10 protein-coding genes, 1 tRNA gene and 1 pseudogene are annotated in these 14,102 nt (G+C 64.1%); 8 read left to right on the forward strand and 4 right to left on the reverse strand.

Annotation, left to right across the window (positions count from 1 at the left end):
* Nucleotides 1–168 precede the first annotated feature (168 nt).
* The 7 genes from fdnG (at nt 169) to FQ664_RS02950 (ending at nt 9,374) form a co-directional block, all read left to right on the forward strand.
* Nucleotides 169–3,237 carry a formate dehydrogenase-N subunit alpha gene (fdnG, locus tag FQ664_RS02920; protein WP_144170331.1) on the forward strand — a complete coding sequence of 1,023 codons (3,069 nt, stop codon included), beginning with the start codon at nt 169–171 and terminating at the stop codon, nt 3,235–3,237.
* Nucleotides 3,237–4,187, forward strand: a complete 951-nt coding sequence (gene fdxH, locus FQ664_RS02925) for a formate dehydrogenase subunit beta (RefSeq protein WP_144170332.1) — start codon at nt 3,237–3,239, stop codon at nt 4,185–4,187. Before fdnG ends, fdxH begins: the two co-directional genes overlap by 1 nt.
* Nucleotides 4,184–4,840 (forward strand): formate dehydrogenase subunit gamma, encoded by a 657-nt coding sequence (locus tag FQ664_RS02930; protein WP_144170333.1) that lies wholly within the window; start codon nt 4,184–4,186, stop codon nt 4,838–4,840. Before fdxH ends, FQ664_RS02930 begins: the two co-directional genes overlap by 4 nt.
* 4 nt (nt 4,841–4,844) lie before the next feature.
* Nucleotides 4,845–5,765 (forward strand): formate dehydrogenase accessory protein FdhE, encoded by a 921-nt coding sequence (gene fdhE, locus FQ664_RS02935; RefSeq protein ID WP_144170334.1) that lies wholly within the window; start codon nt 4,845–4,847, stop codon nt 5,763–5,765.
* A 160-nt stretch (nt 5,766–5,925) separates the two neighbouring features.
* The gene (gene selA / locus FQ664_RS02940; protein ID WP_144170335.1) at nt 5,926–7,353 is read left to right on the forward strand and encodes an L-seryl-tRNA(Sec) selenium transferase; all 1,428 of its coding nucleotides are present in this window, start codon (nt 5,926–5,928) and stop codon (nt 7,351–7,353) included.
* Complete coding sequence (selB, locus tag FQ664_RS02945; protein ID WP_144170336.1) at nt 7,350–9,272, forward strand: selenocysteine-specific translation elongation factor; 1,923 nt, start codon at nt 7,350–7,352, stop codon at nt 9,270–9,272. The genes selA and selB overlap by 4 nt, the downstream gene beginning before the upstream one ends.
* A 6-nt stretch (nt 9,273–9,278) precedes the next feature.
* Nucleotides 9,279–9,374 (forward strand) — tRNA-Sec (locus FQ664_RS02950).
* Between the two features lie 58 nt (nt 9,375–9,432).
* Here FQ664_RS02950 and FQ664_RS02955 read toward each other — a convergent pair.
* Entirely contained in the window at nt 9,433–10,419 is a 987-nt protein-coding gene (locus FQ664_RS02955) for an asparaginase (RefSeq protein WP_144170337.1), read from the reverse strand.
* Between the two features lie 71 nt (nt 10,420–10,490).
* Complete coding sequence (locus FQ664_RS02960) at nt 10,491–11,933, reverse strand: alanine/glycine:cation symporter family protein (RefSeq protein WP_144170338.1); 1,443 nt, start codon at nt 11,931–11,933, stop codon at nt 10,491–10,493.
* 178 nt (nt 11,934–12,111) lie between these two features.
* On the opposite strand from FQ664_RS02960, the gene FQ664_RS02965 reads away from it, so the two are divergent.
* Nucleotides 12,112–12,921, forward strand: coding sequence for a helix-turn-helix domain-containing protein (locus tag FQ664_RS02965; protein WP_144170339.1), 810 nt, complete (start codon nt 12,112–12,114; stop codon nt 12,919–12,921).
* 11 nt (nt 12,922–12,932) lie between these two features.
* On the opposite strand, the gene FQ664_RS02970 is transcribed toward FQ664_RS02965, so the two are convergent.
* A complete protein-coding gene (locus FQ664_RS02970) occupies nt 12,933–13,778 on the reverse strand; it encodes an alpha/beta hydrolase (RefSeq protein ID WP_144170340.1) in 846 nt (281 codons plus the stop codon).
* A 7-nt stretch (nt 13,779–13,785) separates the two neighbouring features.
* A pseudogene (locus tag FQ664_RS27710) lies at nt 13,786–14,042 on the reverse strand (TSUP family transporter); the annotation flags it as partial.
* Nucleotides 14,043–14,102 lie beyond the last annotated feature (60 nt).

Genomic DNA, 14,102 nt, shown 5'->3' on the forward strand with positions numbered 1-14,102 from the left:
GTTCACCCGCGAATCAGGCAACACAGCGCCTTCAGCTGACCCATGTCATCGCACCTTCCCGAATCTTGGCTAGTCTTGTCTGTTGGCAGCCATCAATTGGCCGCTACCGTGACTACCAAGAGGCGCCGGCCATGTTCCGTGCGTCCACCACCTGATCAGGAGTGCACGATGGACCTGAACCGTCGGCAGTTCTTCAAGGTCGCCGCCGTCGGCCTTGGAGGCTCGAGCCTTGCGGCGTTGGGCATGGCCCCGACACCCGCATTTGCCGAGCAGGTGCGTCACTTCAAGCTGGCGCATACCAAAGAAACCCGTAACACCTGCCCCTACTGCTCGGTCGGCTGCGGCCTGATCATGTACAGCCAGGGCGATGCGGGCAAGAACGTCAAACAGAACATCATCCATATCGAAGGTGACGCCGACCACCCGGTCAACCGTGGCACCCTCTGCCCGAAAGGCGCCGGCCTGCTGGACTTCATCCACAGCCCGAGCCGGCTGCAGTACCCCGAGGTACGCAAGCCGGGCAGCAGCGAGTGGGTGCGGGTCAGCTGGGACGAGGCGCTCGATCGCGTCGCCGACCTGATGAAGCAGGACCGCGACGCCAATTTCATCGAAAAGAACGCCCAGGGGCAAACGGTCAACCGCTGGCTCACCACCGGTTTTCTCGCTGCTTCTGCCGCCTCCAGCGAGGCCGGCTACCTGACCCACAAGGTCGTCCGCGCAACCGGCATGCTGGGGTTCGATAACCAGGCTCGTGTCTGACATGGCCCGACGGTGGCAAGTCTTGCCCCGACGTACGGCCGTGGCGCCATGACCAACCACTGGTCCGATATCGCCAACGCGAATCTGGTCCTGGTGATGGGTGGCAACGCAGCAGAAGCGCATCCGTGCGGCTTCAAGTGGGTGACCGAGGCCAAGGCGCACAACAAGGCGCGGCTGATCGTGGTCGACCCGCGGTTTACCCGTACCGCTTCGGTGGCAGACTACTACGCACCGATCCGTACCGGTACCGACATCGCCTTCATGGGCGGGCTGATCAATTACCTGCTGAGCAACGACAAGATCCAGCACGAGTACGTGCGCAACTACACCGACGTGTCGTTCATCGTCAAAGAGAATTATGGTTTCGAGGATGGCCTGTTCAGCGGCTACGACGAGGCCAAGCGTGTGTATGCCGACAAGTCCGGCTGGGGTTACGAGCTGGGTGAGGACGGTTTTGCCAAGGTCGACCCGACCCTGCAGCACCCGCGCTGCGTGTTCCAGTTGATGAAGCAGCACTACAGCCGCTATACCCCAGAGCTGGCGAGCATGACCTGTGGCATGCCGCAGGACGCCATGCTGAAGATCTGGGAAGAGATCGCCACCTGCTCGGTACCGGGCAAGACCATGACGATCCTCTACGCGCTGGGCTGGACGCAACACTCGATCGGCGCGCAGATCATCCGCAGTGCGGCCATGGTCCAGTTGCTGCTGGGCAACGTCGGCATGCCGGGTGGCGGGGTCAACGCCTTGCGCGGGCACTCCAATATCCAGGGCCTGACCGACCTCGGCCTGCTGTCCAACTCGTTGCCGGGTTACCTGACCTTGGCCGGCGATGCCGAGCAGGACTACGCGGCCTACATCGACAAGCGCGCCTCCAAACCACTGCGCCCGGGGCAACTGTCGTACTGGCAGAACTACGGCAAGTTCCACGTCAGCCTGATGAAGGCCTGGTATGGCGCCAACGCCACGGCGGAGAACAACTGGGGCTACGACTGGCTGCCCAAGCTCGATGTGCCGGCCTACGATGTGCTGCGCATGTTCGAGATGATGGGCCAGGGCAAGGTCAACGGCTACATGTGCCAGGGTTTCAACCCGATTGCCGCGCTGCCGGACAAGAACCGCGTCACCGCGGCCCTGGGCAAGCTCAAGTGGCTGGTGATCATGGACCCGCTGGCCACCGAGACTTCGGAGTTCTGGCGCAACGTCGGGCCGTTCAACGATGTCGACACGGCCAACATCCAGACCGAAGTGATCCGTCTGCCCACCACCTGCTTCGCCGAGGAAGACGGCTCGCTGGTCAACAGCAGCCGCTGGCTGCAGTGGCACTGGAAGGGCGCCGACGGCCCGGGCGAGACCCGCACCGACGTGCACATCATGAGCGAGCTGTTCCTGCGCCTGCGCCAACGTTACCAGGCGGAGGGCGGCGCCTACCCTGACGCGCTGATGAACATCAACTGGCCATACAAGATCCCTGAAGAGCCATCCCCGGAGGAACTGGCCAAGGAAATGAACGGCTGGGCGGTGGCCGACGTCACCGACCCGACGGGTGCACTGATCAAGGCCGGTCAGCAACTGGCAGGCTTTGGCCAGCTCAAGGATGACGGCAGCACCGCGTCCGGCTGCTGGATCTTCGCCGGCAGCTGGACCGAGCAGGGTAACCAGATGGCCCGCCGTGACAACAGCGACCCGTACGGCATGCACCAGGTGCAGAACTGGGCCTGGGCCTGGCCGGCCAACCGCCGCATCCTCTACAACCGTGCTTCCAGCGATCCACAAGGCAAGCCGTGGGACCCGGAGAAGAAGCGCCTGGTGTGGTGGAACGGCAAGGCCTGGACCGGCACCGACGTGCCCGACTTCAAGGTCGACTCGCCGCCAGAGGCGGGGATGAACCCGTTCATCATGAACCCTGAAGGCGTGGCGCGGTTCTTCGCCATCGACAAGATGGCCGAAGGCCCGTTCCCCGAGCACTACGAACCGTTCGAGACGCCGATTGGCGTCAACCCGCTGCACCCGCAGAACAAGAAGGCCACCAGCAACCCGGCCGGGCGGGTCTTCGACTCGGTGTGGGACACCCTCGGCAAGCACGACGAGTTCCCGTACGCGGCGACCACCTACCGGCTGACCGAGCACTTCCACTTCTGGAGCAAGCATTGCCCGCTCAACGCCATTGTCCAGCCCGAGCAGTTCGTCGAAATCGGCGAGGTGCTGGCCAACGAGAAGGGTATCAAGGCCGGCGACCGGGTGCGGGTGTCGAGCAAGCGCGGGCATATCGAGGCAGTGGCGGTGGTGACCAAGCGGATTCGCCCGCTCAAGGTCAACAACCAGACCGTGCACCAGATCGGCATCCCGCTGCACTGGGGCTTCACCGGGGCTACGCGGCATGGCTACCTGACCAACACCCTGGTGCCTTTCCTGGGTGACGGTAATACCCAGACGCCAGAGTCCAAGTCGTTCCTCGTCAAAGTGGAGAAACTCTGATGGCCAGCCAAGACATCATCGCCCGCTCGGCCACCACCACCGTACCGCCTTCGGTACGCCAGCAGCAGGAAGTCGCCAAGCTGATCGACACCACCAAGTGCATCGGCTGCAAGGCCTGCCAGGTGGCGTGTTCGGAGTGGAACGAACTGCGTGACGAGGTCGGCCACAACCACGGCACCTACGACAATCCCCAGGATCTCACCGCCGAGACCTGGACCCTTATGCGCTTCACCGAGCACGAGCGCGACGACGGCAACCTGGAGTGGCTGATTCGCAAGGACGGCTGCATGCACTGCGCCGAGCCAGGTTGCCTGAAGGCCTGCCCGAGTCCGGGGGCGATCATCAAGCACGCCAACGGCATCGTCGACTTCAACCAGGACCACTGCATCGGTTGTGGCTACTGCATCACCGGCTGCCCGTTCAACATCCCGCGTATTTCGCAGAAGGACCACAAGGCGTACAAGTGCACCCTGTGCTCCGACCGCGTGTCCGTGGGCCTGGAGCCGGCCTGCGTGAAAACCTGCCCCACCGGGGCGATCGTGTTCGGCAGCAAGGACGAGATGAAGGTGCATGCCGCCGAGCGCATCGTCGACCTCAAGTCACGGGGCTATGACAAGGCCGGGCTGTACGACCCGGACGGCGTCGGTGGCACCCACGTGATGTATGTGCTGCACCATGCCGACACGCCGAAGTTGTACGCCGGCCTGCCGGACCAGCCGGTGATCAGCCCACTGGTGGGGCTGTGGAAGGGCTTCAGCAAACCGCTGGCGCTGCTGGCCATGGGCGCGGCGGTGCTGGCCGGGTTCTTCCACTATGTGCGGGTCGGGCCACAGCGGGTGGAGGAGGACGAACACCCGACACCAGCGGATGAAAGCGTGCACCAGGTGGACCCGTCGGTCCATGTCTATGATCCGACCAGGCCCGGTGGGCAAGGGGAGCCGCGACCATGAACGACAACAAACCCATCCTGCGCTACAACGCCAACGAGCGCAGCAACCACTGGGTCGTCGCGATCCTGTTCATCCTGGCTGGCCTGTCGGGGCTGGCGCTGTTCCATCCGGCGCTGTTCTGGCTCAGCAACCTGTTCGGTGGTGGGCCGTGGACACGCATCCTGCACCCCTTCATCGGGGTGGCGATGTTCGTGTTCTTCCTCGGCCTGGTGCTGCGTTTCTGGCGCGCCAACTTCATCACCGCCAACGACCGCCTGTGGTTGCGCCGGGTGGACCGGGTAATGCTCAACAAGGAGGAGGGGGTGCCGCCGATCGGCAAGTACAACGCCGGGCAGAAGCTGTTGTTCTGGACCTTGCTGGTGTGCATGCTGGTGCTGCTGGTCAGCGGCGTGGTGATCTGGCGCGCATACTTCAGCCATTGGTTCGGCATCGAGGTCATTCGCCTGTCCGCGCTGCTCCACGCCCTGGCGGCGTTCGTGCTGATCCTCGGCATTATCGTGCACATCTATGCCGGTATCTGGATCAAGGGCTCGATCGGCGCCATGCTGCATGGCTGGGTCAGTCGCGCCTGGGCGCGCAAGCACCATGAGTTGTGGTACCGCGAAATGACCGGCGACAAGACGCCGGGCAATCACGGACGAAAAGAAGGATGAGCGCTTGAGCACGATACTCGAACCCGGGCAGATCGAAGCGTCGGCGGTGATGCCGCCGTTCCTGCACCTGCCACCCGCCAACCTGTTCGAACTGCGCGCCGCGCGCCTGGAGCAGCTGGCCGAGGGCAATGCCCTTGGCGAGTACCTGAAGCTGGTGGCTCGTTTGTGCCATATCCAGCAGCAGCTTGTGGATAACCCGCCCGCTGGCATGCCGGTGGCCGAGGAGCGTCAGCGCCTGTGCATAAGCCATGGTTTACCGCCGCTGGCGGCGGACAGCCTGGTGCGTGAAGGGCCGTGGCTGGTCTGGTTGCAGAGCTTGCTCAAGCACTTCAGCGCGGAAAACAGCGGTCCGTTGGGTGAGGCGCTGCAAGCCCTGCGTGGCAGTGACGACCATCAGCGCAAGGGCTGGGGCATTGCCTTGCTCGCCGGCCAGTACGACGCAGTACCCGCGGCGCTGGTGCCGTTCATTGGGGCGGCCTTGCAGGCGGCCTGGTCCAGCTGGTTGCTGGCGCTGCCCGCGCCTGAGCTCAAGCCCGCCGACAGCCTGGCCCAGTGCCCGGCCTGCGGTTCGCCGGCGATGGCCGGGGTGGTGCGCAACCGTGGCAAGCACAACGGCCTGCGCTACCTGGCCTGTTCGCTGTGTGCCTGTGAATGGCATGTGGTGCGGGTCAAATGCGTGTACTGCGAGTCGAGCAAGGACCTGCGTTACACCAGCCTCGACGATGACTGCCATGCGCCGGGCAAGGCGCCGCTGCGGGCCGAATGCTGCCCGGCGTGCGCGAGCTACCTGAAGCAGAACTACCTGGAAAACGATGCGGCGGCCGAGCCGCTGGCCGATGACCTGGCCAGCCTGGCACTGGACATTCGCCTGGACGAGGAGGGCTTCCATCGGTTGGCTCCGAACCTGATGCTCGCGCCCGGATAGTGGCTGAGTGTCTACACTGTAAGACCGAGTCGCCTTCTTCGCGGGTGAACCCGCTCCCACAGGTACAGCGCAAGCCGCAAAAGCTGCGCGGACCCTGTGGGAGCGGGTTCACCCGCGAAGAGGCCTGCACAGACAACGGATCAGTCCAAGGTAGTACCGCATGTCCTCCAGCCTAGCCAGCGACATCCCACGCCTTCCTTCCATCGACACCCTCCTGCGCCACCCGGCCGGCCTGCCGCTGATCGAGCGCCACGGCCGCGATGCCGTGCTGGCCACTCTGCGCCAATTGCTCGACGACCTGCGCGACCCCGCCCGCAGCGGCCAGCTCGGCGCCGCCGAACTGGCCGCTGAAGTCCTGCTGGGCCGCGCCGGCGAACGCCTGGCCACCCAGCAACGCAGCCAGGTCCGCCGTGTGTTCAACCTCACTGGCACCGTGTTGCACACCAACCTCGGCCGCGCCCTGTTGCCAGAGGAGGCCATCGAGGCCATGCAGACCGCCGCCCGCTACCCGCTCAACCTGGAATTCGACCTGGCCACCGGCAAGCGTGGCGACCGTGACGACCTCATCGAAGGCCTGATCCGCGAGCTGACAGGCGCCGAAGCCGTCACCGTGGTCAACAACAACGCCGCCGCCGTGCTGCTGGCGCTCAACAGCCTGGGCGCGCGCAAGGAGGGCATCATCTCCCGCGGTGAACTGATCGAGATCGGTGGCGCCTTCCGCATCCCCGATATCATGGCCCGCGCCGCCGTGAAGTTGCACGAAGTCGGCACCACCAACCGCACCCATGCCCGCGACTACGAGGCAGCCATCAGCCCACGCACCGGCCTGCTGATGCGCGTGCATTGCAGCAACTACAGTATCCAGGGCTTCACTACCCAGGTGCCCACCGCCGAGCTGGCGCGCATCGCCCACCAACATGACCTGCCGCTGCTTGAAGACCTTGGCAGCGGTAGCCTGCTTGACCTCACCCGTTGGGGCCTGCCTGCCGAGCCAACCGTACGCCAGGCCCTGGCTGACGGCGCCGATATCGTCACCTTCAGTGGCGACAAACTGCTGGGCGGGCCGCAAGCCGGGATCATCGTCGGGCGCAAGGAACTGATCGCCAGGATCAAGAAGAACCCGCTAAAGCGCGCGCTGCGCGTCGACAAGATCACCCTCGCTGCACTCGAAGCGGTGTTGGCGCTGTACCGCAACCCCGACCGCCTGGCCGAGCGCCTGCCCAGCCTGCGCCTGCTGACCCGCAGCCAGGCCGAAATCCGGGCCCAGGCCGAGCGCCTGGCCCCTGAGCTCAAGGCCCGCCTTGGCGAGCAATGGGCGGTCAGCGTGGAGCCGGCGTTGGGCATGATCGGCAGTGGCAGCCAACCGGTGGCCCGCCTGCCGAGCGCGGCGTTGTGCCTGCGCCCGCAGGTGTCGAAGAAGTTGCGCGGGCGCAGCCTGCATGTGCTGGAGCGGGCCTTGCGTGACTTGCCGGTGCCGGTGCTCGGCCGCATCGCCGACGACGCCCTGTGGCTGGACCTGCGCCAGCTGGATGACGAGGCCCAGTGGCTGGCGCAGTTGCCCGCCCTGCAGTTGGGGCCGGTACAGTGATCGTTGGTACCGCCGGCCACATCGACCACGGCAAGACCGCACTGCTCCAGGCCCTGACCGGCCAGGCCGGCGACCAGCGCCAGGAGGAGCGCGCCCGTGGCATGACCATCGACCTTGGCTACCGCTATGCGGCGTTGGCCGACGGGGCAGCGCTGACCGGCTTCATCGACGTACCGGGCCATGAGCGCTTTATCCACAACATGCTGGCCGGCGCCCACGGCATCGATCTGGTGCTGTTGGTGGTGGCCGCCGACGACGGGGTGATGCCACAAACCCGCGAGCACCTGGCGATCATCGAGCTGCTGGGCATTCCCCAGGCCCTGGTGGCGATCAGCAAATGCGACCGGGTAGAGCCGGCCCGCTTGGCCGAAGTGCAGGCGCAGATCAGCGAACTGCTGGCGCCTGGCCCTTATGCTGGTGCACGGCAGTTTCCGTTGTCGAGTGTGACCGGCGAGGGTATCGATGCCCTGCGCCAGGCCTTGCTGACGGCGCAACAGCGTATGTACCAGCGCAGCGTGCGCGGCGGTTTCCGCCTGGCTGTCGACCGCGCCTTCGCCGTTACCGGTGCGGGTGTGGTAGTCACGGGCACGGCGTTGGCCGGGCGGGTCAGTGCCGGCGACACCTTGTTGCTGGGCAAGGCGGGCAGACCGGTGCGGGTGCGTGGCCTGCATGCGCAGAACCAGGCCGCGCTGGTGGCCGAGGCGGGCCAGCGGGTGGCGCTGAACATTGCTGCCGAACGCCTGGCGGTGGAGCAGGTGCGCCGGGGTGACTGGCTGGTGCCCGAGTGGCTGCATGCGCCCAGTACGCGGGTGGATATCGAGCTGAAGCTGTTGCCGGGCGAGACCCGTACCTTCGAACATTTCAGCGCTGTGCATGTGCACCTCGGCACCCAGGACGTAACGGCCCGGGTGGCCTTGCTCGAAGGTGAAAACCTGGCGGCGGGCCAGCGTATGTTTGCCCAATTGCTGCTCAACGCGCCGCTGCAGACGGTCCACGGCGACCGCCTGGTGCTGCGCGACCAGCGAGCCCAGCGCACCCTGGGCGGCGGCAAGGTGCTCGACCCGTTCGCACCAAGCCGTCAGCGTCGCAGCGATGAGCGCCTGCGCCAATTGCAGGTGCTGCGTGATGCCGAGGACCTGGAACAGGCCCTGCCGGCGCTGCTCGCCAGCGCACCAGGTGGTATCGACCCGCAGCGCCTGGAGCGGCAGTTCAATCGCCTGCGCGAAACCTGGCAGTTACCGGAAGATGTGCTGGTGGTGGCCACGCGGCAGGGCCAACTGTTGTTTGCCAGTGCCCGCTGGCAGGCGCTCAAGCGCCAAGTGCTGGAGCAGCTGGCGCGGTTCCATGAACAGGAGCCCGACCAGCTCGGCCCGGACCGCGACCGCCTGCGCCGCTTTGCTGCCTTGCCGCTGGAGCGACCCGCTTTTGTCAGCCTGCTGGACGAGTTGCTCGATGATGGCGCCATTGCCAACAGTGGGCCTTGGCTGCACCTGCCCGATCACAAGGTGCAGTTGAGCGAAGCCGACAGTGCGTTATGGGCGAGTCTGCAACCGAAGTTGCTGGCGGGGCAATACGACCCGCCTTGGGTCAGGACGCTGGCGAGTGAGGAAAACTGTGCCGAAGCCGATGTGCGCCTGTTGCTGCGCAAGCTGGCCCGGCTTGGCCTGGTGCACCAGGTGGTGCGCGACCTGTTCTACCCCGAGGCGACGTTACAGCGCATGGCAGAGCTGCTGCTGGGGCAGGCCAGTGAAACGCCGATAGTGCAGGTTGCCGCGTTTCGCGATATGTTGGGCATCGGTCGCAAGCGCAGTGTGCAGATTCTGGAGTACTTCGACCGCATCGGCCTGACCCGGAGGGTGGCCGATCAGCGTCACATTCGCGCCGACAGCGCCCTGGCCCAGCAGCAGGCCAGGCACTGAGTTCAAGGAAGGCAATCGCGCCCGGTGGCGCGGCCGGGCTTCAAACCCGGTTGGGGACGGCAGCCGTTCCCGGGCAGGTTCGACTCCCGCTGCCTTCCGCCATTTTCTTTTGCCTGATCTGGCCCTGTCGCCGGCAAGCCAGGGCCAGATCAGGCTGCACTCAGGCCCGCTCCCCGCACAGATCCAGAGCAAACCACCGCTCTGCTGTGTCGACATCCAGCCCAGCCCCCAGCAGCGCAACCATCTTGGCCAACGCCGCCTCTCGGGTCATGCCGCCACCACTGACCAGCCCGGCCGTGCGCAAGCGGTTACCTGCCGCGTAGGTATCGAACACCACCGACCCTTCAGAGCACTGGCTGATAGCCGCCAGCATCACGCCTCGCTGGCGCGCCGAGCTCAGCACGTCCAGCAATGCCTGGTCATCCGAAGGCCCGGTACCGCTGCCATAGCACTCCAGCAACAACCCTTGCACGCCGCTACCCAGTAGCGCCTGCAAATGGCTGGCCTGCAGGCCCGGGAACACCGGCACTACCGCCAGGTTGACCGGTTGGCGCGGGTGCTTGTAGCCAAGCTCGGCAGGGATCGCCGTGGCGCGCTCACTGTCACGATGACGTGGCAGCGCGACAAAGGCATCGAACGCCTCGCTGCGCAGTTTGGTCGCCCGGCAGCCATGCAGCAGTTGGCCATGGAAGTACAGCTGTACGCCATCTTCCAGCCCTTGTTCGAACTGGCGCAGCGCGCCGCACAGGTTGCCCCAGGCATCGCTGTCTGCGGCACCCGCCGGCAGCATCGAGCCGGTCAGCAGCACCGGCACCGGCAGGCCCAGCAGCAGGAACGACAACGCCGCAGCGCTGTAGGCCAGGCTGTCGGTACCGTGCAGCACCAGCACCCCGTCATGGCCAGCTTCAACGGCCGCAACGATGGCATCGCGCATCGCCAGCCAGTTGTGCTGTTGCATGTTGGCGCTGTCCAGCAGCGGGTTCAGTTCCTGCAGTGTCCACTGCACCTGGGGCGCATCGGCCATGTGGGCGAAGTGTTCGCGCATGCGTGCTTCGAAACCGCCGGCCGGCGCCAGGCCTTCGGGGGTTTCGAGCATGCCGATGGTGCCCCCGGTATAGAGAACGAGGAGATTGTTTACTGCGCGCATGGGAAGTATCCGTAGCGGTGAGCGGAGAAAAGGTAAGCCGCCCACGGACGGGGCGGCTGGAAGGGAGAATATCAGCGCTGCGTCTGGACTTCGCCGACTGCTTTGTCAGTGGCGGTTTCCGCCTGCGGATTGGCAGGCCAGGCATTGCGGTCCAGGTCCAGGTCGGCGAACTTGGCCGAGTCGAACACCGGCTGATTGACACCTGCCTTGCGCTGGTCGTCGTAGTCGCGCATTACCCGCAGGCCGACCTTGAACAGCAGGGCCAGGGCAATCAGGTTGACGAAGGCCAGGCAGGTCATGGTGATATCGGCGAAAGCGAACACGGTCGACAGGTCCTGCAGCGAACCCCATACCACCAGCGCCAGCACCAGGCCACGGAACACCATCAGTACCACGCGATTGCGGCTGAGGAACTGCAGGCTGTTCTCGCCCAGATAGTAGTTGTAGAGGATGCAGGTGAACACGAACAGCGACAGTGCCACGCTGACGAATATGCGGCCCCAGTCACCGACCACGGCGGCCAGCGAGTTCTGGGTCAGGACAATGCCGTCACCTTCGAAGCCTGGGGTGTAGAAGCCCGACAGCAGAATCAGCAGCGCGGTGCAGGTGCAGATCAGGAAGGTGTCGAGGAACACGCTGAAGGCCTGGACCACGCCCTGGGCACCCGGGTGCTTCACGGCGGCCACGGCGGCGACGTTCGGCGCACTACCCAGGCCTGCTTCGTTGGCGAACACGCCACGCTTCACGCCCATGACGATGGCGCTGCCGAGCAGGCCGGCAAACGCCGGGTCGAGGCCGAAGGCGCTCTTGAAGATGGTTTCCAGCATGGCTGGCACGTGTTCGATCTGGGTGCCGATCACGTACAGGGTCACACCGATGTAGGCCAGGGTCTTGACCGGTACCAGCAGGTCCGACACTGCGGCGATGCGCTTGATGCCGCCGATGAAGGTGATGGCCAGCAGCACGGCGAGGACGATGCCGGTGTGCTTGGGGTCGAAGTCGAAGGCGTTCTGCAGCGAGTGGGTCACGGTGTACGACTGCAGGCCGATGAAGGCGAAGCCGTAGGTGACCAGCAGCAGGATCGAGAACACGATGGCCATGCTTTTCAGCTTCAGGCCGTGCTGGATGTAGTAGGCCGGGCCGCCACGGTACAGGCCGTCGCCGTCGGCGCGCTTGTAGACCTGGGCCAGGGTGCATTCGAAGAAGCTGCTGGACATGCCCACCAGTGCGGTGACCCACATCCAGAACACGGCGCCTGGGCCACCCAGGGTCACGGCAATGCCGACACCGGCGATGTTACCGGCGCCCACGCGGCCGGCCAGGCTCAGCATCAGGGCCTGGAAGGAGCTCAACTGGCCTGCCTGACCCCGCAGCGATTCCTTGAACACACCGAACATGTGACCGAAGTGGCGGAACTGGACGAACCGGGATCGGATGGTGAAGTAGCTACCCAACCCCACGATCAGCACGATGAGAAGTTTCCCCGAGAGGAAATCGTTGATTACTTCGAGCATTGGAAATGACCTCGATTCTTATTGTTCGTGTGGAAAGACCAGCGGACGGCAGGCGCACCGCTATTCATGGGGGCGCATGGTTGGCTATGACAAGGACGGTTACAATTTCGCGGCTTGCTCCGTTTTGGTGCAACTTGATGCTACAATGGCGCCATTCGCGTCACCTGAGTCCGCTGTCATGAGCGATCATTTCGCTACCAACCTCAAACTGGCTTGCAGCCATTACCGCTCTATCTCCGAAGTTTGCCGCCAGGTTGCGATCAACCGTGCACAATTCAACAAGTATCTGAGCGGGCAGAGCCGCCCGACGGCTTATAACCTCAAGCGCATCGGCGATTTCTTCGGTGTCGAAGATTACGAACTGAATCTGCCACCCGAGCAGTTCAGCCGCCTGATCGGTGCACGTGCGTCGACCCCGGCCGAGCAGCCCGGCGACCCGATCAGCGATCTGTTCCGCCCATTGCACGCCCATGCGGGGAACCTGTCGCGCTATTGCGGCTATTACCTGGAGTATTCCAACTGCATGTCGGTCCCGGGCACGGTCCTGGTGTCACTGGTGCACCTGTGGGAAGAGCGCGGGCAGTTCCTTTTCGAACGCCAGGAACGCCAGGAACGCTCCAGCGCCACCGACCCCCATGCCGAAGTGCGTTGCCGCTACCTGGGGGCGGCGTTCCAGTTGCAGGACCGGATGTTCCTGGTCGACTACGAGTCGCTGACTTTCAACGAGATGAGCCAGACTATCCTCATCCCTAGCTTCAAAAGCCGCATCACCCGCCTTAACGGCCTGAAGGCCGGCGTATCCAGCGGCGACCAGCGCTACCCGGCCTGCACCCGGGTGGTGTGGGATTACCTGGGAGTGGAGATCAATCGCATCAACGCCTACCGCCAGGTAAAACTGTACCAGCCGGATGATCCACGTATAGATGACGACATACGTGAGCGTTTGAGTGCGAGACCGCTTACTAACGGGTTGTTTGAAATCAAGTAATGGCCAACACGTCAGGCGTCTTCGAGGATGAAAGCTTCCACGGCGCTCGCAACCTGATCGGCAATCGCTGGTGCACTGCGTAAGTGGGCGGCGATGCCATGGTCGCAGTCTGTAAGAAACAGGCATTGCAAACGCGACGTTGAAACTGATTGCATCAGGGCCTGGGTAACTTCTTCAGGAATCGGGCTGTAGCGCTCGGCGCCTGCCAGCCACAGGTTACCTGCGCCAGTGCCCGGATCTTTGCCAAATCGTTGTGAGTTCAGCCCGTCATACTCGCCAATCACCATTAGAACTCTGCCTTGGAACCGCTTGAGGAAGGCGTAACTGTCGCAATCGAGAAAACCATAGGGTTCTCTGATCGCGGCCGTGAATGCCGGGCCGAACGGTACCTGGTGAGCACGGTCTGGATAGACCGCCGGGCAGATCAGAACGATGCTGTCCACTTGCGGCAACTGTGCTGCAAGTTTCAGCGTTATAGCCGCGCCCAGGCTGTGGCCTATTATCGTCCGACAGCGAAGCGCGATATGCGCGTGGAAACGCCGTGCTTCATCAAGGTTCGTAGCCAGTGAGGGCGACACTGCGCCTGGCTCACTGGCGAGGCTATGACCTGACAGATTGGCAGTGAGTGAACCAATGCCAGCGGCTTGCAGGCGATAGAGCAGGGGATTGAGCCGGGTAAAGTCAGAGCGCGCGCCCCCCAGGACGAATGCCGGCGCTGCGCGTTCGATATCGGGGACCAGCAATCGGGCTTGTTGCTGGTAGTTTCCAAATACTTCGTCGATGAACAGTTCTTTGCCTGGGGCGAGTTCGTCAAACTGCCATTTCAGGCGCTGAGAAGATTCCGTTTGCAAGTGCATGGGGCCTCTAGAGGAATTGCTTGAGCCATTCGCCGAGTGGATTTCCCGTATCGAGTAGCGGTTTGATAGCCATGATGATGCAGACACTGACCAGCAGCGGCTTTATGAGACGAGCGCCGGAACGAACGGCACAGCGCAGGCCAGCATGAAGAACGAGCCGACTCCAGGGCCGAAGATGTCATCATAAAACCCGATGCCTGGAGCAACCGCCATACAGAACAGGCTAGTCCTTTGCTTCCGGGCCGCCCAAGTCTGCAATGGCTTGGCTTGCAATGGCTATGGCCCACGTTGGACTTCCCCGCCCAGAAACCGCAAAATGACCCC

This window comes from Pseudomonas persica (assembly GCF_900291015.1).
Taxonomy (GTDB): Bacteria; Pseudomonadota; Gammaproteobacteria; order Pseudomonadales; family Pseudomonadaceae; genus Aquipseudomonas.

Bases quoted from the DNA above. Each gene is read 5' to 3' on its own strand.
- fdxH (WP_144170332.1), top strand. From the start codon at position 3,237: ATGGCCAGCCAAGACATCATCGCCCGCTCGGCCACCACCACCGTACCG.
- FQ664_RS02930 (WP_144170333.1), top strand. From the start codon at position 4,184: ATGAACGACAACAAACCCATCCTGCGCTACAACGCCAACGAGCGCAGC.
- selA (WP_144170335.1), top strand. From the start codon at position 5,926: ATGTCCTCCAGCCTAGCCAGCGACATCCCACGCCTTCCTTCCATCGAC.
- FQ664_RS02955 (WP_144170337.1), bottom strand. From the start codon at position 10,419: ATGCGCGCAGTAAACAATCTCCTCGTTCTCTATACCGGGGGCACCATC.
- FQ664_RS02960 (WP_144170338.1), bottom strand. From the start codon at position 11,933: ATGCTCGAAGTAATCAACGATTTCCTCTCGGGGAAACTTCTCATCGTG.
- FQ664_RS02965 (WP_144170339.1), top strand. From the start codon at position 12,112: ATGAGCGATCATTTCGCTACCAACCTCAAACTGGCTTGCAGCCATTAC.
- FQ664_RS02970 (WP_144170340.1), bottom strand. From the start codon at position 13,778: ATGCACTTGCAAACGGAATCTTCTCAGCGCCTGAAATGGCAGTTTGAC.